Raw genomic sequence first — 17,542 nt, forward strand, 5'->3', positions numbered from 1 at the left:
GCCTCCCTGTCCACGAAAAAGGGCCGCCCCTGGGGACGGCCCGCGCGTTCTCTGCCTCGACCGGGCCCGCCTCGGGCCGTGCAAGGGTTGTTGCATCCGGGGGTCTCCCTGCCCGACAAGGACGCGGAACCCGATCCGCCCCGGCACTGCGGCCCACGCCGATCAGGTCGCGCCCCTGGCCGCCGGCCCCGCCCGCGCCGCCACCGCGGGCCTGTCCTGCCGCTACAGCCCCCGGACCTGCGGGCGCCTGTAATGGCCCGCAGGCTCGATCATCAGTTCGTGGATGGCCCACACCAGCGCATCCACCCGGTCGGGCGACCCCCGACCCTGAAAGCCCTGCACCGTCATTCGGCACATCTGGTCCTCCAGCGCGCCAAGCCCGCGCAGGTGCCGGACCCGGCCCTGTTCGTACAGCGCCGCCACCGGCTCGGCCCGCAGGCCCTTGCCGCGACCCGCGCGCAGGGCGCGGAACGGGACCAGGGGGTCCACCTGCCGGATCACGCTTTCCACCAGGTCGCCGCCCTGGTTGACCTCGGCCACCAGCCGCTCGGCGCCGTGGCGCTGCATCGCCGCGATCGCGGCGCGCGCCCAGTCGGTCGGCCCGCCGCGCACGGTGGCGTCCTGCAGCACATAGGCCCGCCAGTCCTGCGGCGGCCCTTCGGCCACCACGCCCGCGACGACGATGCCGCATTCGTCCGACGCAGCCCCGCCCGTCACCGCGGGATCGACCGCGACCACGATCCGGTCCAGCCGGGGCGTGTCCTCGACCCGGCAGCCCTCCAGCATCCCGGTGGTCCACAGCGCGCCCTCGACATCCTCCAGCAGCACGCCCTCCAACTCCTGCCGGCCCAGACGGGTGCCGGCATAGCGCGCCTCGACCTCGGTCAGAAAGCTCTCGGCCAGATAGGCCCGGTTGGCGTCGGTCGGCGCATGCGTCACCACGGTCGAGGCATTGCGCAGGATCGCCTTCAGCACGCCGACATTGCGCGGCGTCGTCGTGATGACCTGCTGGGGATGGCTGCCCAGCCGCAGCGCGAACTGCAGCATGTCCCAGGTCTCCTCGGCGCGTTTCCACTTCGCCAGCTCGTCCGCCCAGGCCGCGTCGAACTGCGGCCCGCGCAGCGCCTCAGGCTCATGCGCCGAAAACACGGTCGCGGTCGCGCCGTTGGGCCAGACCAGGCGCCGCCGCCCGGCCTCCCACACGGGGCGCCGGTCGGGGGGAGAGCAGGCGAGGATGCCGCTGTCCCCCATGACCATCACGTCCCGGCCCTGGTCGAAGGTCTCGGCCACCAGCGCCACCCGCCGCGCGCGGCCGGCCTCCAGCGGGGTCGATCCCTCGACCTGCGCGCGGACCCACTCGGCCCCGGCGCGGGTCTTGCCCGCCCCGCGCCCGCCCATGATGACCCAGGACTTCCAGTCGCCCTCGGGGGGCAACTGGTGCGGCAGGGCCCAGAACTCGAAGAGCCAGGGCAGCGAGGCGAGCGCGTTCGCGCCCAGGCCCCCCAGGAACCCGTCAACCTCCGCCGGCTCGGCGCAGGCAAGCCAGGCGGCGCCCGATCTCGTCTCGTGCCGCGGCAAGGTCGAGGCTTCCTGCTCCGACCGTCCCGGCAACATCCTTGCGAAGCTTGTCAACCCTGTTCCTTTCCTCAAGCACCAACTGCGCCGCGTCTCGCAGGTCGCGGGCCAGCTTGGCGCTGTCCTTCACCTGACCGAATTCGCCCGCCAGAACCTTCTTCCGGGCCTGTTCGAGATCGTCGGCATAGGCGTGAAGCAGCCCTTCCGACAGATCGACGACCGGCGTGCGCCGGGACGCGTCCGGTGTGAACGGCCCCTCCGGGGCGTCCGGCCCCGGATCGAAACTCATGTCCATGTGTGATGCCCTGCCCCTCGGTGCCTGTCCGCACGAGCGAGAGACGAAAAAAGCGGCCCGTGGTCTTACCGACCCGGCCGCTTGCCCACCTCTCCCAGCATGTCCAATGTGTATCCCGGACCGTTCGCAAAGTCAACCCGCAACACCGGCACGCCGGCGCGGACATGCATAATATGCATTATATAACAAGGATTTAGTTCCGGCAACACGCCACCGTCCGCCCCGCAACACCACGCCCCCGACACGGCTCGCAGCCCCGCGCGCGGGCTGTCCGGCCCCTCTCGCGGCACGCGGCACGCGACTTGGGCAGGCCCGGGCGCCTCACGCGCCGGACCTTCGTGCCGCCGTTCCCCGAACCGGCTGACCCACGAACGGCGTGCCGCGCCGCCGATCGCGCAACGGCCGCGTCCTGCCTTGCACGACCGGCCCCCGCCCGCGCGGCGCGCGCCGGCCCTCGGCTATTCGCCCTGCACCGGGCTTTCCGCCTCCGCGCCCTGCGCGCGCTCGATCTCGCGCCAGCGGGCGACGTTGACCTGGTGCTCCTCCAGCGTGCGGGCGAAGGCGTGGCCGCCCGATCCGTCGGCGACAAAGAACAGCTCGTCGCTGTCGGCGGGATTCAGCGCCGCCTCGATCGCCGCGCGGCCGGGGTTGGCGATCGGCGTCGGTGGCAGCCCGTCGATGACATAGGTGTTGTAGGGCGTGCGCCGCAGCAGCTCCGACCGGCGCAGCCCGCGGTCCAGCACCTCGCGCCCCTTCGTCACGCCATAGATCACCGTCGGGTCGGTCTGCAGCCGCATCCCCTGGCGCAGGCGGTTCACGAACACCGCCGCCACCCGGCGACGCTCGTCGGGGATGCCGGTTTCCTTCTCGACGATGGACGCCATGATCAGCGCCTCCTCGGGCGTCTGATAGGGCAGGCCGAACGGCCGTGCCTCCCACGCGGCGGCCAGGGTCGCGGCCTGCTGCGCGGCCATCCTCTCGACGATGGCGCGCCGCTCGCCGCCCTTCTCGATCTCATAGGTGTCGGGGGCCAGGCTGCCCTCGGGGGGGACGGGGCCGGGATCGCCCGCCAGCACCGGCGTCTGCTTCAGCGCCTCGACGACCTGCCAGCTGGTGACGCCCTCGGCCACGGCCAGGCGCAGCCGCGCCCCGGGCTTGTCCACGGCCTGCCGGATCGGCTCGGGCCACTCGCCCGCGGCGGGATCGTGGCGCACCCGGTCCTCATAGCGCCCGTTCTCGGCGTTCAGGTCGCGCAGCACGACGGCGTTCTCGCGCACGCCCACGCGGAACACGACCTCGGTGCCGCAGGTGGACGGCCCGCCCGCGGTGATCGTCTCAACCACGTCCTTCATGCTGGCGCGGGGCGGCACCAGATAGCTTCCGAACTTGAGGCTGCCCGCCTTGCCGGCATAATCCGCCCCCGTCCGCAGGATATAGGGGCTGGTGATCACCCCCTGCTGCGCCAGTTGCTGGCTCACCTCGTAAAGCTTCGCGCCCGCCGGCACCTCGACGCATTGCGCCACCGCGCTGGGGCCGGGGGCGACGTACTGGCTGCGCCCCCAGCCGACGGCGATCGCCGCCGCCACCAGCAGCACGATCGCCAGCGTCAGAAAGTTGGACGCGATCGCCCGCCACATCAGTCCGCGACCCGGCGCAGCACCAGGCTGGCGTTGGTCCCGCCAAAGCCGAAGCTGTTGGACAGCGCCACGTCGATCCGGCGGCGCACGGCCGCGTTCGCGGCCAGGTCGATGGGCGTCTGCACGACCGGATCGTCCAGGTTGATGGTCGGCGGCGCGATCTGGTCGCGAATCGCCAGGATGCAGAAGATCGCCTCGACCGCGCCCGCGGCACCCAGCAGGTGCCCGATGCTGGATTTCGTGGACGACATGGTGACGCGGCCCGCGTGATCGCCCAGCAGGCGCTCGACCGCCGCCAGTTCGATCACGTCGGCCATGGTGCTGGTCCCGTGCGCGTTGATGTAGTCGATGTCCGACGCCTCGATCCCGGCCCGCTTCAGCGCGGCGGCCATGCTGCGAAAGCCGCCGTCGCCGTCCTCGCTGGGGGCGGTGATGTGATAGGCGTCGCCCGACAGCCCGTATCCCAGCACCTCGGCGTAGATCTTGGCGCCGCGCGCCTTGGCGTGTTCGTATTCCTCAAGCACGACGATGCCCGCGCCCTCGCCCATCACGAACCCGTCGCGGTCGGCGTCCCAGGGGCGGCTGGCGGCCTGGGGATCGTTGTCGCGCTTGGTGGACAGCGCCTTGCAGGCGTTGAAGCCGGCGATCCCGATTTCCGAGATCGGGCTTTCCGCCCCGCCTGCGACCATCACGTCGGCATCGCCGAACGCGATCAGCCGGGCCGCGTCGCCGATGGCATGCGCGCCCGTCGAGCAGGCCGTCACGACCGCATGGTTCGGCCCCTTGAAGCCGAAGCGGATGCTGACCTGCCCGCTGACCAGGTTGATCAGCGCGCCGGGGATGAAGAACGGCGACACCCGCTTGGCCCCGCGTTCCTTGATCAGCACGGCCGTCTCGGCGATGCTGGTCAGCCCGCCGATGCCCGACCCGATCATCACGCCCGTCCGCTCGCGCTGCTCGTCGGTCGCAGGCTCCCACCCGCTGTCGCGGACGGCCTGCACGGCCGCCGCCATCCCGTACAGGATGAAATCGTCCACCTTGCGGCGGTCCTTCGGCTCCATCCACTCGTCGGGGTTGAAGGTGCCCTCGCTGCCGTCGCCCAGCGGGATCTCGCAGGCGTATTTCGTCACCACACCGGACGGATCGAACCGCGTGATCGGACCCGCGCCGGACTGTCCGTCCAGCAGGCGGCGCCATGTCTCCTCGACCCCCGACGCCAGCGGCGTGACCATTCCCAGCCCGGTGACGACAACCCTGCGCATGACCGACATTCCCTCGCTTCAACGGCGCGATGCATACACGCAGGCTCCCCGTGCTGCAACGCACCGCGCCACGGGGACCGGCGGGCACCCCGTCCGGCCGCCCTCGCGGCCCCGCCCACGGCGCGGCCACGCGCCTCTGCATGGCCCCGCCGTCCTGCGGCGCCAGCCTCCGCTGCGCCTTGCCCGCGCCCGCGCGCGCCCCGGCCCGCACGGCAGGGAACCTTTGCGTCGATTATCCCGTTGCCCCGACAGGAAAATGGCCTAGTCTGCGGGCCGATGGCGCATGGCCGTCACACCCCGCCCAAGACGCCGAAAGGGAACCGCCGGATGAGCACACAGACCCAGGCCCGCGCCCAAGCCGCGCTGCCCGAACTGCAGGCGGTGACTGCGGTCGTTCTGCCCGAACCCGCCGCCCAGGTCGTCAGCCTCGACCAGGCCCCGCCGCCGATCGCGACCGAGATCCGCCGCCGCATGGACGAGATCGACCTGCGCGACACCACCTCGATCGTGCATTTCGGCTCGGGCGCGCAGGCGGGCCTGCAGGAAATCAGCCAGGCCATGCTGGCGGACGTCAAGAACAAGGACGTGGGCCCCGCCGGCGACAGCCTGCGCGACATCGTCTCGACGATCCGGGGCTTCTCGGTCAGCGAGCTTGACGTGCGCCGCGAGCGGTCGTGGTGGGAAAAGCTTCTGGGCCGCGCCGCCCCCTTCGCCAAGTTCGTGGCGAATTATGAACAGGTGCAGGGCCAGATCGACAAGATCACCGCCGACCTGGACGCCCACCAGCACCGGCTGCTCAAGGACATCAAGTCGCTGGACGTGCTGTATGACCGCACGCTGGCCTTCTACGACGAGCTGGCCCTGTACATCGCCGCCGGCGAGGAAAAGCTGCGCCAGCTGGACACCGAGACGATCCCCGCCAAGGAGGCCGAGGTCCAGGCCAGCCCCGCCGACGGTGCCGTGCTGGAGGCGCAGGCGCTGCGCGACCTGCGCACCCTGCGCGACGACCTGGAACGCCGGGTCCACGACCTCAAGCTGACCCGCCAGGTCACCATGCAGTCGCTGCCCTCGATCCGGCTGGTGCAGGAAAACGACAAGTCGCTGGTCACCAAGATCAGCTCGACGCTGGTGAACACCGTGCCGCTGTGGGAAACCCAGCTGGCGCAGGCGGTGACGATCCAGCGCGCAAGCCAGGCGGCGGGCGCGGTCAAGCAGGCGACCGACCTGACCAACGACCTGCTGACCGCGAATGCCAAGAACCTGCGCGAGGCCAACGTCCGCATCCGCACCGAAATGGAACGCGGCGTCTTCGACATCGAATCGGTCCGCACCGCCAACGCCGAGCTGATCGCCACGATCGAGGATTCCTTGCGCATCGCCGACGAGGGCAAGGCCCGCCGCGCCGCCGCCGAGATGGAGTTGCAGAAGATGGAGGTCGAGTTGCGCCAGACGCTCGCGGCCTCGAGCGCGCGCCAGCAGGCGCCGGTCACGATGGGCGCGGCCACGATGGCGCCGGGGGCCGGGCGTCCCGCCTGACCGACCAGCTTGGACCGTGTCCTGCCCACCCCGCGCCCCCGCCCCGCCGCCCCCGCGCCGGGGCGTCGGTCCGTGTCGTGGCGCGCCCCCCTGACCGCGGCCGCACTGGCGGCGCTGGCGGCCTGCACACCCGCGCCGCCGCCGCCGTCACCGCCGCCCGTCCCCCCCGCGCCGGCCGCGCGCCCCGACCGGCTGCGGCCGGTGCCGCCGCCGCAGGTGCCGCGCGTGGCCGCAGCGACCCCCGCCAGCCTGACGATGACGCAGTATCTGGCCGGCGTTCAGGAGGCGCTGGTGACGCGCGGGCAGCTGCGGACCGATTCGGGGGCGGGGACGGACGGGCTGACCCCGGACAGCCTGACCGAGGATTTCGTCCAGATCGCCCTGCGCGACGAATACGTCCGCGAGGGCGGCCAGCTTGTGCCCCGCGCCCACGCAGCCCCCCTGCGCCGCTGGACCGACCCCGTGCGCCTGGGGATCGAGTTCGGCGCCTCGGTGCCCCGCGACCGGCGCGCCACCGACCGCGCCCAGATCGCCGCGTTCGCCGCGCGGCTGTCGCGCGTCACGGGCCATCCCGTCAGCCTTGCGCCCAAGGGCAACTTCGTCGTCTTGGTCCTGGCCGAGGACGAGCGCGCGGCCATCGGTCCCCGCCTGTCGCAGCTGATTCCCGGCATCCCGGCTGCCGATGTCGCCGCGATCCAGAACCTGTCGCCGCAGACCTACTGCACCGTCTTCGCCTATTCGCGCGGCACTGCCGCGGCCTATACCAACGCCGTCGCGGTGATCCGCGCCGAGCTGCCCGACCGCCTGCGGCTCAGCTGCATCCACGAGGAACTGGCACAGGGCATGGGGCTGGCCAACGACAGCCCCACGGCGCGCCCCTCGATCTTCAACGACGACGAGGAATTCGCCTATCTGACGCGGCATGACGAACTGCTGCTGCAGATGCTCTACGACCCCCGGCTGCGCCCCGGCATGACCGAGGCCGAGGCCCGCCCCATCGCGCAGGCCATTGCGGCCGAGTTGCTTGACTGACCGAAATCCCGCCCGGCCCCGCGGCTTGATCTCGCGGCGCGCCCCCCGTCACCCCGCCCGCGAAAGGACCCCATCATGGCCATCCTCGACTTCCTGACCGGAGAGTTCATCGATGTCATCGAATGGACCGACAACACCCGCGACACGATGGTCTGGCGCTACGAGACGCGCGGCAACGCCATCAAGTACGGCGCCAAGCTGACCGTGCGCGAGGGGCAGGCGGCGGTCTTCGTCCACGAAGGCCAGATTGCCGACGTCTTCGGGCCGGGGCTGTACATGCTGGAAACCAACAACATGCCGGTCCTGACGCGGCTTCAGCACTGGGACCACGGCTTCCGCTCGCCGTTCAAGTCGGAAATCTATTTCGTCAGCACCACCCGCTTTGGCGACCTGAAATGGGGCACGCGCAACCCGATCATCGCGCGCGACCCCGAATTCGGCGCGGTCCGGCTGCGCGCCTTCGGCACCTATGCCATGCGCGTGACCGACCCGGCCCGCTTCATCGCGGAAATCGTCGGCACCGACGGCGAATTCACCTCGGACGAGATCACCTTCCAGCTGCGCAACGTCATCATCGAGGCGTTCTCGCGCCTGATCGCGGCGTCGGGCATCCCGGTGCTGGACATGGCCGCCAACACCCGCGCCCTGGGCGAGATGGTGGTCAAGGCGATCCAGCCCACCGTGGCGCAGTACGGGCTGACGCTGCCCGAGTTCTACGTCGAGAACATCAGCCTGCCCGACGAGGTCGAGAAGATGCTCGACAAGCGCACGTCGATGGGCATCGTCGGCGACCAGAACCGCTTTGGCCAGTACGCGCAGGCCGAGGCGATGCTGAACGCCTCGACCCAACCCGGCGGCATGGGCGCGGGCCTTGGCGCCGGCATGGGCGCGGCGATCGGCATGGGCATGGGGGGCGGTATGATCCGCGGCCCCTGGGGCGCCGCCCCCGCCCCGGTCCCCGCGCAGCCCCCGGCGCTGGCGCCGCCAAACCCGCCGGGCATGATCGCGCCCCCCTCGGGCGCGCCCGACATCCTGTGGCACGTCGCGATGGACGGGCAGGCCAGCGGCCCCTATGGCCGCGCCCATCTGGGCCGGCTGATGAACGAGGGGCGCTTTACCCGCGACACGCTGGTCTGGACCCCCGGGCAGGACGGCTGGCGCCGGGCCGACGAGGTGCCGGTGCTGGCGCAGCTGTTCACCGTGCAGCCCCCGCCCCTGCCCCTGGTCCCGCCGCCCGCGCCGCAGGACTGACGGCCGGGGCCCTGCGCGCCCCGGCCCCATCCCGGCCGGGGGCCAGCCGCCGGACCCCGCGCCCCGCACGCATCCGTCCCCCCTCGCGCCCCGAAGGCTGCGCCATGCCCACGCCCAAGATCGAACACCGCTACCCGTGCGAGAACTGCGGCGGCAGTCTCCAGTTCGCGCCGGGCCAGAACGCGCTGACCTGCCCCTGGTGCGGGCACGTCCAGACCATCTCGCCCGGTGCCGCCCGCGCGCCTGCCCGCCAGCACGCCGGCGGGCCCGAGGGACAGGATCTGCTGCTGCGCGATCCCGCGACCGGGCGCGCGCTCCAGTGGGACGCGGGCCGCAAGGCGCAGGGCCTGGCCGAGATCCCGCTGGCGCAGGGGCTGCGGATGGACGACGCCGGCGGGCTGACCGAAGCCGTCCGCACGCTGTCGTGCCCCAACTGCGGCGCCCGGATCGAGATCGACGGCGCGGCCCACGCCGGCGCCTGCCCGTTCTGCGCGACGCCGGTCGTGACCGACACCGGCACCACGCGGCTGATCAAGCCGCAGGGCGTGCTGCCCTTCGTCATCACCGAGGACCAGGCCCGCGCCGCGCTGGGCGACTGGCTGGGCCGGCTGTGGTTCGCGCCGGGCGGGCTGGTGCAATACGCCCGCCGCGGCCGACGGATGGCGGGGGTCTATTCGCCGTTCTGGACCTTCGACGCCGACACAAGCACCGCCTATCGCGGCCGGCGCGGCGATCACTACTTCGAGACGGTCTACGTCACCCGGACGGTCAACGGCCGCAGCCAGCGCGTGGCCCAGCAGGTGATGCGCACCCGCTGGACCCCCGCGTCGGGGCGCGTGGCCCGCAGCTTCAACGACGTGCTGGTGCTGGCCTCCTCGTCGCTGCCACGCGGGTTCACCGACGCCCTGGCGCCGTGGGACCTGTCGCACCTGCGGCCCTATGACCCGCAATACCTGGCCGGTTTCACCGCCGAGGGCTACACCGTCCCGCTGGCCGACGGCCATGCCGTCGCCCGGCAGGAGATGGCGGGCGTGATCGCCATGGACGTGCGCCGCGACATCGGCGGCGACGTCCAGCAGATCGACGCGATGAAGACCGACCACAGCGCCGAGACCTTCAAGCACATCCTGCTGCCGATCTGGTCGGCGGCCTATCGCTACAACGGCAAGTCCTATCGCTTCGTCGTCAACGGCCAGTCGGGGCGGGTCCAGGGCGACCGTCCCTGGTCGGCCTGGAAGATCGCGCTGGCGGTCCTGCTGGCGGCGGCGGTGCTGGCCGGGCTGCTGTGGGCGGCCAATGAATCGGGCTATGTCCAGATCGGCGGCGCGGGGCTGTCGCTGCCGGGCGACCTGCCGGCGGGCTACGGGCTGCCCGCCGACTATCGGATGCCCGGGGGCTTCCGCCCCGGCGCGGGCTATGTCATCGAACTGGACTGACCCATGCCCCCACCCGGGCGCAACCCCCGACCCAAGGCCGTCCGATGATCCTATGCGCTGGCGAATCGCTGATCGACATGGTCCCGCAGGACGGGCTGTTCCGGCCGCTGCCGGGCGGGTCGGTCTGGAACACCGCCCTGGCGCTGGGGCGGCTGGGGGCGCCCGCGTCGTATCTGTGGCCGGTGTCGCGCGACAGCTTCGGCGACGCGCTGCTGGCGCCCCTGGCGCAGGCGGGCGTGGACACCGCGCTGTGCCCGCGCAGCGACCGGCTGACGACGCTGGCCTTCGTCACCCTGACCGGCGGCGAGGCGCGCTATGCGTTCTACGACGAGGGCTCGGCCGGCCGGATGCTGACCGAGGCCGACTTGCCGCCCCTGCCGCCGGGTCTTGCGGCGCTGTTCATCGGCGGGATCAGCCTGGTCCCCGATCCCTGCGGCGCGGCGATCGAGGCGCTGGCCGTCCGCGCCGCCACAGCCGGCGTGCCCGTGATGCTGGACCCCAACATCCGCCCGTTCTTCATCGCGGACGCGGCCGCCCATCGCGCGCGGCTGGACCGGCTGATGGCGCTGGCCGCGATCGTCAAGCTGTCGGCCGACGACCTTGCCTGGCTGGACCCCGGCGCGGACCCCGCGCAGGCGGCGCGCGCGCTGCTGGACCGCGGCCCGTCGCTGGTGCTGCAGACGGGCGGCGCGGCGGGCGCAGTGGGCCACACCGCGCGGGGCAGCCTGTCCGCCCCAGCGATCCGGGTCACGGTCGCCGACACCATCGGCGCGGGCGACACGTTCAACGCGGGCCTGCTTGACGCGCTGCACCGGGCGGGCGCGCTGTCGCGCCTGTCGGCGCTGGATGACGCCACGCTGTCCGCCGCGCTGGCCCATGCCGCGCGCGCGGCCGCCGTCACCGTCTCGCGCCCCGGCGCGGACCCGCCCTGGGCGCATGAACTGCCGCAGGCCCATGCCGCGCCCGGCGGTGTCCGCGGCACCGAAGGCCGCAGCCCCCCGCCGTAAGCCTCCCGCCGCAAGCCCCGCGCCGGTCGCCCGGTCTGCGGCGGCGCGCGGCCGCCGTTCCCGCGCCCCGGCGCGGACCTAGGCCTCGGGCGCACAGGCGGCCGCAGGCCGAGACCGCGGCCCGCATCATCCGCAAAGGCGGGGGCCGCAGCCCCCGCCATCCGTGCCCCCGGACGCCCCCCGCTCAGGCGGCCGCGGCGGCGCTGACCCGGGCCGCCGCGCGGTCCAGCCGGGCGACCGCCTCGGCGATCTCGTCCTCGGTGATGGTCAGCGGCGGCAGCAGGCGCAGCACGTTGTCGGCGGCGGGCACGGTCAGCAGATGCTCGGCATAGCCCGCCTGCACCACCTCGCCCGGCGCCACCCGGCATTTCAGCCCGAGCATCAGCCCCGACCCGCGCACGGCTTCGAACACGTCGGGATGGGCCGCGACCAGCCCCTCCAGCCGCTGGCGGAACAGCGCGCCCTTGCGGTTCACCTCGGCCAGAAACGCGGGGTCGGCGATGATCTGCATCACCCGCGTGCCCACGGCGCAGGCCAGCGGGTTGCCGCCATAGGTGGACCCGTGCGTGCCGACGGTCATCCCGGCCGCCGCGCGTTCGGTGGCCAGCACCGCGCCCAGCGGAAAGCCGCCCCCGATGCCCTTGGCGACCATCATGATGTCGGGGGCGATGCCCGCCCATTCATGCGCGAACAGCTTGCCCGTGCGGCCCATGCCGCACTGCACCTCGTCCAGGACCAGCAGCGCGCCGGTGGCGTCGCACAGCGCGCGAACCCCGCGCAGGTCGTCGTCGGGGATCGTGCGGATGCCGCCCTCGCCCTGGATCGGCTCGACCATGACGGCGGCCGTGCGGTCGGTGACGGCCGCCGTCAGCGCCGCCATGTCGCCCCAAGGCACCTGCCGGAACCCCGGCATCAGCGGGCCATAGCCCTTGACCATCTTTTCGGACCCCGCCGCCGCGATGGCGCCGGTGGACCGGCCGTGGAACGCGCCCTCGACCGTGACGATCTCGATGCGGTCGGGATCGCCGGCGTGGTCCCAGTATTTCCGCACCATCTTGATCGCCAGCTCAGCCGCCTCGGTGCCCGAGTTGGTGACGAACACCGTGTCGGCAAAGGTCGCATCCACCAGCGCCTGCGCCAGCGCCTGCTGCTGGGGGATCTGGTACAGGTTGGACACGTGCCAGATCCGTCCGGCCTGCTCGGTCAGAGCGGCGACCAGGTCGGGGTTGGCGTGGCCCAGCGCGTTGACCGCGATCCCCGCGCCCAGGTCCAGGTATCGGGTGCCGTCCGCGGCAATGGCCCAGCTGCCCTCTCCGCGCTCGAACGCAAGGGGGGCGCGATTATAGGTCGGCAGGACGGCGTCGATCATGGGGTCTGTCCCTTGCGATGGGGGTGGTGAACGGCAGGCGGGCAAGGCCCCGGCCATCGGGGCGCGCACGCCTCAGCGTCGGCGCGGGGTCTGGGCGCGGGCCGCGTTCATGGGACGCAGCGTTAGCGCGCAGGACGCCGGGGATCAACGGGGTATCTGCCGCGGGCGCGGCGGACAGGCGCGGCCCGCGCTGATGGTCAGGGACGGCGGGCCCGGCCCCGGCCGCGACGGGCTGCGGCGGGCACGGCGCCGATCACGCCTTCATCCGGTATCCCGACCGCAGCCAGCGCCACCCGATAAAGGCGACCAGCGCGACCGTGCCCAGGCTGACGGCCAGCCCCAGCGCGGGGTCCGCGTCGCTGACGCCCGCAAAGCCGAACCGCGCCCCGTCGATCAGATAGAAGATGGGGTTCCAGTGCGACAGCGTGCGGAACGGCTCGGGCAGCGCCTGGACGGAATAGAACGTCCCCGACAGGAACGACAGCGGCGTGACGATGAAGTTGGTCATCGCCGCCATCTGGTCGAACTTTTGCGCCACGATGCCGCCGATGATGCCAAGACCCCCCAGCATCAGCGCGCCCAGCACGACGAACGCCGCCGCCCACAGCGGATGCGCCGGCGGATGCCCCGTCACCATCCACAGGCCCGAGCCGATGACGACCGCCACCAGCGCCGCGCGCACAAGGCTGCCGGCGAGATAGCCGGTCAGGATCTCGCCGGCCGACAGGGGCGGCATCAGCGTGTCCACGATGTTGCCCTGCATCTTGGCCGAGATGATCGAGGACGAGCTGTTGGCGAAGGCGTTCTGGATCACCGTCATCATCAGGATGCCCGGCCCGATGAACTCCAGATAGGGCAGCCCCATCACCTGCCGGTCCGACCCCAGCGCCAGCGCGAACACGACCACGAACAGCGCCGAGGTCATCAGCGGCGCAAAGATCGTCTGCTGCCAGACGGCCATGAAGCGCATCACCTCGCGCCGCGCCAGGGTCGCAAGTCCCCGCCAGTTGATGCGCCCGAAGCGGCGCACGGCCTGCCCGCCATAGTCGAACGGGCGGGGTGCGGGGCCTGCCGGGGCGGGGCGGGTGCGGGCTGCGGCAGGGGGGGGACCGTCGGGTCTGGCGGGGGAAACCGGCATCGGGCGTCCTTGAACTGGGCGGGCTCAGCGTGTAGTTCTTGGCATCCCGCTTAGACAGAAGCGGCGTGGCCGGTGCAACCCCGCGCCCCCGCACCCCACCCGCAAGGAGCCTGTGATGTCCTGGACCGACGAGCGCGTCGAGACGCTCAAACGCATGTGGAGCGAGGGCCAGTCCGCCAGCCAGATCGCCAAGGAACTGGGCGGCGTGACGCGCAACGCGGTGATCGGCAAGGTCCATCGCCTTGGCCTGTCGAACCGGTCCGAGGGCGAGGAGGCCGCCGTGGCCCCCGACCCCGCGCCCCAGCCGCCCGAGCCGCAGCCCGTCGCCGCGCCGCCCGAGGCCGAGGCCGCGCCTGTACCGACCGAGCCCGAGCCGGCGGTCGTGCCCGCGCCCGCGGACGAGCCTGCGCCCGAACCCCTGGCCCCCGCCCCGGTGTTTGCGCCCCGCCGCCCGATCGTGCCCGCCGGCCAGCCGTTGCCGCCGCAACCCTCGGCCAACGAGATCTCGCCCGAGGCGCTGGCCTCGGTGCGCGAGGTGGAAAAGCGCGCCCGCAAGCTGACCCTGATGGAACTGACCGAGCGCACCTGCAAATGGCCCATCGGCGACCCCGCCACCGACAAGTTCTGGTTCTGCGGCCTGCCCGCGCAGGCCGGCAAGCCCTATTGCGAGGCCCATGTCGGCGTGGCGTTCCAGCCGATGAGCGCAAGGCGCGACCGGCGGCGGTAGGGGTGGAGTCAACGTCGAATGGGGCCGCCTTCGGGCGGCCCTTTGTTATTGTGCCGAGGACGGCGTGCCAATCGCGCACTGAACGGCTAGGCGACCTGTTCGAGCTGGGTGAAAGAGGGTTAGCACGCCTGAACAGGGGGATTCTATTAGCTACGCGCGAAGTGGGCGCCATGGTCCCCATAATTGCAGTTGGCGCACTCGGGCTGCAAATTTGATATATCGTTCGAGCCACCTTTAGCCAATGCTACAATATGGCCTTTTGTATAGGGCCGCCTTTGCCCATTCCGCCGCAAGACTCTATCCCAAGGCGTTCCGCAGCGTGCACAATGTGGATAAGTCGCTGCCTTTTTATGCCACTCAGCCTCCGTATGTTTGCCTAACGCGGCCTTTTCACGTTCCCGACGACGCCCGGCGGCGTCCCGATGGCATTGCGCGCAGTTCCCTCGGGGACGACGCTCGAAGGACCCGCACTTCTGACAACGCTCTTTTGCCATGTAGCCCAACTAGTCGATTCCCTTCTTCGATCCTCAGGGTTTATTATCCCGGCCGCACCGGCACTGAGATGCATATCCAATGATAATACTAGCTCCTTTATAGAGGCATGCCAAGATTGACTACTGAATTTTATCAATCAGATTTTGCGTAGCTTGGAATAAATTTAGCCGCTCTCCACGGCATCAGAAGACGCCATTCTAAACTAGAGCGAAGACTCCCGCCCTGCAACTTAGCCGGTCAACACCTCGTCCTTTCGCTTCTCCGCATCCCCGCCCTTTCGCAGCCGGGCGAGGGGCGTTAAGACCCGCGCATCCCAAGGACATCCGCCATGCCCCAGACCCGAGCCCGCCACCTCATCACCTCCGCCATCCCCTACATCAACGGCATCAAGCACCTGGGGAACCTTGTCGGCAGCCAGCTGCCCGCCGACCTGTTCGCCCGCTACCAGCGCGCGAGGGGCAACGAGGTGATGTTCGTCTGCGCCACCGACGAACACGGCACGCCGGCGGAACTGGCCGCGGCCAAGGCGGGCAAGCCGGTGGACGTGTTCTGCGCGGACATGCACGCGGTGCAGGCCGACATCGCCCGCCGCTTCGGCCTGTCCTTCGACCATTTCGGGCGCTCGTCCAGCCCGCAGAACCACCGGCTGACCCAGCATTTCGCGGGGAAACTGGCCGAGAACGGGCTGATCGCCGAGGTCAGCGAACGGCAGGTCTATTCCAATGCCGACGGCCGCTTCCTGCCCGACCGCTACATCGAGGGCACCTGCCCCAACTGCGGCTATGACCGCGCGCGCGGCGACCAGTGCGAGAACTGCACCAAGCAGCTGGACCCGACCGACCTGATCGACCCGCGTTCGGCCATCAGCGGCTCGACCGATCTGGAAATCCGGGAAACCAGGCACCTGTATCTGCGCCAGTCGGCGCTGAAGGATCGGCTGGCCGAATGGATCGACAGCAAGGCCGACTGGCCGATCCTGACCACCTCGATCGCCAGGAAATGGCTGAACGACGGCGAAGGGCTGCAGGACCGCGGCATCACCCGCGACCTCGACTGGGGGGTGCCGGTCCGCAAGGGCGACCAGCCCTGGCCGGGGATGGAGGGCAAGGTCTTCTACGTCTGGTTCGACGCGCCCATCGAATACATCGCGGCCACCAAGGAGCTGACCGACAGCCGCGGCGAGCCTGACGCCGCCTGGCTGCGCTGGTGGCGGCTGGACCAGGGCGCGGGGGACGTGACCTATACGCAGTTCATGGGCAAGGACAACGTGCCCTTCCACACGCTGTCCTTCCCGGCCACGATCATGGGCTCGGGCGAGCCGTGGAAGCTGGTCGATTACATCAAGTCGTTCAACTACCTCAACTATGACGGCGGGCAGTTCTCGACCTCGCAGGGGCGGGGCGTGTTCCAGGACCAGGCGCTGGAGGTCCTGCCCGCGGATTACTGGCGCTGGTGGCTGCTGTCCCACGCGCCCGAAGGGTCGGACGCCGAATTCACCTGGGAAAACTTTCAGGCCTCGGTGAACAAGGACCTGGCCGACGTGCTGGGCAACTTCGTCAGCCGCATCACCAAGTTCTGCCGGTCCAAATTCGGCGAAACCGTCCCCGCGGGCGGCGCATGGAGCGCGGCCGAGCGCGCGCTGATCGACCAGCTGACCACGCGCATCCGCGCCTATGAATCGCACATGGAGGCGATGGAGGTCCGCAAGTCCGCGGGCGAGCTGCGCGCGATCTGGGTGCTTGGCAACGAATACCTGCAATCGGCCGCGCCCTGGTCGACCGTCAAGACCGACCCCGAGGCCGCCGCGATGCAGGTGCGGCTGGGGCTGAACCTGATCCGGCTGTATGCGGTGCTGTCGCAGCCCTTCATCCCCTTTGCGGCGGATGCGATGCTGGCCGCCATGCGCACCGATGACCGCCGCTGGCCCGACGATGTCGAGGCCGCGCTGACCGCGCTGGAACCCGGCCACGCCTTCGATGTGCCCGAGGTCCTGTTCGCCAAGATCACCGACGAAAGCCGCGCCGACTGGCAGCAGCGGTTCCAGGGCGTGCGGGGCTGAGGGGACCCGGCGCCAGACCGGGCCCCGCGCGGGGTCCCCGGTCCTAGTCCGTGACGGGCTGGCCATCCTCGTCCAGCCGGCGGGCCTTGATCGCCATCCAGGGCGGATCGACGCGCTGGTTGCGAACGAGGATGGTCAGCACCTCGTCGAAATCCTCAAGCTCCAGCACCTCGGAGATGCCGTGAGGGATATAGACCGTCTCGTCGGTGTCGACGCGCACGGCGAAGGCGCCGCGCCCCTCTTCGCTGTTGGTGACGATGCACCGGACCTTGGCTGCCATCGCAATCTAGCCTTGTTGTAAAGAAATGAAGCGGTTCCCGTCCGCCCCGCAGGCGCGGCGCGTGGGTCGCTATCGCACAACCCCAGGCGGTGATACAGACCGCGCGATGCCGGCGGCACCGGCCGCACGCCGCATCCCGCCCGCAGCGCGGCCCCGCGGTTGCGCGGCCAACCGCCGCCCGGCCTGTCCGTTGCGCGGCCCGCCTTGTCGCAATCAGCCGATGACACGGTCCGGTCATCGCGCCGCCCGCCCGGCCCGCCCGCAGTCGGCCGGCAGGTCCCGCGCCGCGCCCCCCGGACTGCGAAGGCGCCGCCGGATCGCCCGGCCCGCCCGGACCCTAGCGGCGGCGCGTGCCGCGGCCCTGCCGGTCGCATCCTGCACATGACGAAGGGGTCCCGGCCCCCCCGGACCGGAACCCCTTGCCCCCCACCGCGTGCCCCATG

15 protein-coding genes are annotated in these 17,542 nt (G+C 71.2%); 7 read left to right on the plus strand and 8 right to left on the minus strand.

The window, feature by feature from the left end:
* Nucleotides 1-222 precede the first annotated feature (222 nt).
* The 4 genes from DPQ23_RS00430 to fabF form a co-directional block, all read right to left on the minus strand.
* Nucleotides 223-1,614: a DNA-packaging protein gene (locus DPQ23_RS00430; RefSeq protein ID WP_112872718.1), complete on the minus strand. Its 1,392-nt coding sequence runs from the start codon at nt 1,612-1,614 to the stop codon at nt 223-225.
* Nucleotides 1,514-1,870: a permease gene (locus DPQ23_RS00435; protein ID WP_112872719.1), complete on the minus strand. Its 357-nt coding sequence runs from the start codon at nt 1,868-1,870 to the stop codon at nt 1,514-1,516. Before DPQ23_RS00435 ends, DPQ23_RS00430 begins: the two co-directional genes overlap by 101 nt.
* A 458-nt stretch (nt 1,871-2,328) precedes the next feature.
* A complete protein-coding gene (gene mltG / locus DPQ23_RS00440) occupies nt 2,329-3,507 on the minus strand; it encodes an endolytic transglycosylase MltG (protein ID WP_112872720.1) in 1,179 nt (392 codons plus the stop codon).
* On the minus strand, nt 3,507-4,769 hold the full coding sequence (fabF, locus tag DPQ23_RS00445; protein ID WP_112873278.1) for a beta-ketoacyl-ACP synthase II: 1,263 nt from the start codon (nt 4,767-4,769) through the stop codon (nt 3,507-3,509). The genes mltG and fabF overlap by 1 nt, the downstream gene beginning before the upstream one ends.
* 327 nt (nt 4,770-5,096) lie before the next feature.
* Here fabF and DPQ23_RS00450 point away from each other — a divergent pair, with 327 nt between their 5' ends.
* The 5 genes from DPQ23_RS00450 (at nt 5,097) to DPQ23_RS00470 (ending at nt 11,031) form a co-directional block, all read left to right on the plus strand.
* Nucleotides 5,097-6,305 (plus strand): toxic anion resistance protein, encoded by a 1,209-nt coding sequence (locus DPQ23_RS00450; protein ID WP_112872721.1) that lies wholly within the window; start codon nt 5,097-5,099, stop codon nt 6,303-6,305.
* 72 nt (nt 6,306-6,377) lie between these two features.
* Nucleotides 6,378-7,337, plus strand: a complete 960-nt coding sequence (locus DPQ23_RS00455; RefSeq protein ID WP_112872722.1) for a DUF2927 domain-containing protein — start codon at nt 6,378-6,380, stop codon at nt 7,335-7,337.
* Between the two features lie 75 nt (nt 7,338-7,412).
* Entirely contained in the window at nt 7,413-8,588 is a 1,176-nt protein-coding gene (locus DPQ23_RS00460; RefSeq protein ID WP_112872723.1) for an SPFH domain-containing protein, read from the plus strand.
* Nucleotides 8,589-8,692: 104 nt separating this feature from the next.
* The gene (locus DPQ23_RS00465; RefSeq protein WP_240602283.1) at nt 8,693-10,024 is read left to right on the plus strand and encodes a TFIIB-type zinc ribbon-containing protein; all 1,332 of its coding nucleotides are present in this window, start codon (nt 8,693-8,695) and stop codon (nt 10,022-10,024) included.
* Between the two features lie 44 nt (nt 10,025-10,068).
* On the plus strand, nt 10,069-11,031 hold the full coding sequence (locus DPQ23_RS00470) for a carbohydrate kinase family protein (protein WP_112872724.1): 963 nt from the start codon (nt 10,069-10,071) through the stop codon (nt 11,029-11,031).
* 184 nt (nt 11,032-11,215) lie between these two features.
* Here the strand turns inward: DPQ23_RS00470 and DPQ23_RS00475 are convergent, their stop codons facing one another.
* Complete coding sequence (locus DPQ23_RS00475; RefSeq protein ID WP_112872725.1) at nt 11,216-12,400, minus strand: aspartate aminotransferase family protein; 1,185 nt, start codon at nt 12,398-12,400, stop codon at nt 11,216-11,218.
* 253 nt (nt 12,401-12,653) lie between these two features.
* A complete protein-coding gene (locus tag DPQ23_RS00480; RefSeq protein ID WP_112872726.1) occupies nt 12,654-13,538 on the minus strand; it encodes an ABC transporter permease in 885 nt (294 codons plus the stop codon).
* A 115-nt stretch (nt 13,539-13,653) separates the two neighbouring features.
* Between DPQ23_RS00480 and DPQ23_RS00485 the strand changes: the two genes are divergently transcribed.
* Nucleotides 13,654-14,265, plus strand: coding sequence for a GcrA family cell cycle regulator (locus DPQ23_RS00485; protein ID WP_112872727.1), 612 nt, complete (start codon nt 13,654-13,656; stop codon nt 14,263-14,265).
* Between the two features lie 146 nt (nt 14,266-14,411).
* On the opposite strand, the gene DPQ23_RS16155 is transcribed toward DPQ23_RS00485, so the two are convergent.
* Nucleotides 14,412-14,759 (minus strand): HNH endonuclease, encoded by a 348-nt coding sequence (locus tag DPQ23_RS16155; RefSeq protein ID WP_420818564.1) that lies wholly within the window; start codon nt 14,757-14,759, stop codon nt 14,412-14,414.
* A 329-nt stretch (nt 14,760-15,088) separates the two neighbouring features.
* On the opposite strand from DPQ23_RS16155, the gene metG reads away from it, so the two are divergent.
* Nucleotides 15,089-16,819, plus strand: coding sequence for a methionine--tRNA ligase (metG, locus tag DPQ23_RS00495; RefSeq protein WP_112872729.1), 1,731 nt, complete (start codon nt 15,089-15,091; stop codon nt 16,817-16,819).
* Nucleotides 16,820-16,862: 43 nt separating this feature from the next.
* Here metG and DPQ23_RS00500 read toward each other — a convergent pair whose 3' ends face one another.
* Nucleotides 16,863-17,099: a hypothetical protein gene (locus DPQ23_RS00500; RefSeq protein WP_112872730.1), complete on the minus strand. Its 237-nt coding sequence runs from the start codon at nt 17,097-17,099 to the stop codon at nt 16,863-16,865.
* Between the last annotated feature and the right edge of the window lie 443 nt (nt 17,100-17,542).

Origin of the sequence: Paracoccus endophyticus, assembly GCF_003286075.1 — a bacterium.
Taxonomy (GTDB): Bacteria; Pseudomonadota; Alphaproteobacteria; order Rhodobacterales; family Rhodobacteraceae; genus Paracoccus; species Paracoccus endophyticus.

Bases quoted from the DNA above. Each gene is read 5' to 3' on its own strand.
- fabF (WP_112873278.1), bottom strand. From the start codon at position 4,769: ATGCGCAGGGTTGTCGTCACCGGGCTGGGAATGGTCACGCCGCTGGCG.
- DPQ23_RS00435 (WP_112872719.1), bottom strand. From the start codon at position 1,870: ATGGACATGAGTTTCGATCCGGGGCCGGACGCCCCGGAGGGGCCGTTC.
- mltG (WP_112872720.1), bottom strand. From the start codon at position 3,507: ATGTGGCGGGCGATCGCGTCCAACTTTCTGACGCTGGCGATCGTGCTG.
- DPQ23_RS00465 (WP_240602283.1), top strand. From the start codon at position 8,693: ATGCCCACGCCCAAGATCGAACACCGCTACCCGTGCGAGAACTGCGGC.
- DPQ23_RS00460 (WP_112872723.1), top strand. From the start codon at position 7,413: ATGGCCATCCTCGACTTCCTGACCGGAGAGTTCATCGATGTCATCGAA.
- DPQ23_RS00450 (WP_112872721.1), top strand. From the start codon at position 5,097: ATGAGCACACAGACCCAGGCCCGCGCCCAAGCCGCGCTGCCCGAACTG.
- DPQ23_RS00470 (WP_112872724.1), top strand. From the start codon at position 10,069: ATGATCCTATGCGCTGGCGAATCGCTGATCGACATGGTCCCGCAGGAC.
- metG (WP_112872729.1), top strand. From the start codon at position 15,089: ATGCCCCAGACCCGAGCCCGCCACCTCATCACCTCCGCCATCCCCTAC.
- DPQ23_RS00485 (WP_112872727.1), top strand. From the start codon at position 13,654: ATGTCCTGGACCGACGAGCGCGTCGAGACGCTCAAACGCATGTGGAGC.
- DPQ23_RS16155 (WP_420818564.1), bottom strand. From the start codon at position 14,759: ATGGCAAAAGAGCGTTGTCAGAAGTGCGGGTCCTTCGAGCGTCGTCCC.
- DPQ23_RS00480 (WP_112872726.1), bottom strand. From the start codon at position 13,538: ATGCCGGTTTCCCCCGCCAGACCCGACGGTCCCCCCCCTGCCGCAGCC.
- DPQ23_RS00500 (WP_112872730.1), bottom strand. From the start codon at position 17,099: ATGGCAGCCAAGGTCCGGTGCATCGTCACCAACAGCGAAGAGGGGCGC.
- DPQ23_RS00430 (WP_112872718.1), bottom strand. From the start codon at position 1,614: ATGTTGCCGGGACGGTCGGAGCAGGAAGCCTCGACCTTGCCGCGGCAC.
- DPQ23_RS00475 (WP_112872725.1), bottom strand. From the start codon at position 12,400: ATGATCGACGCCGTCCTGCCGACCTATAATCGCGCCCCCCTTGCGTTC.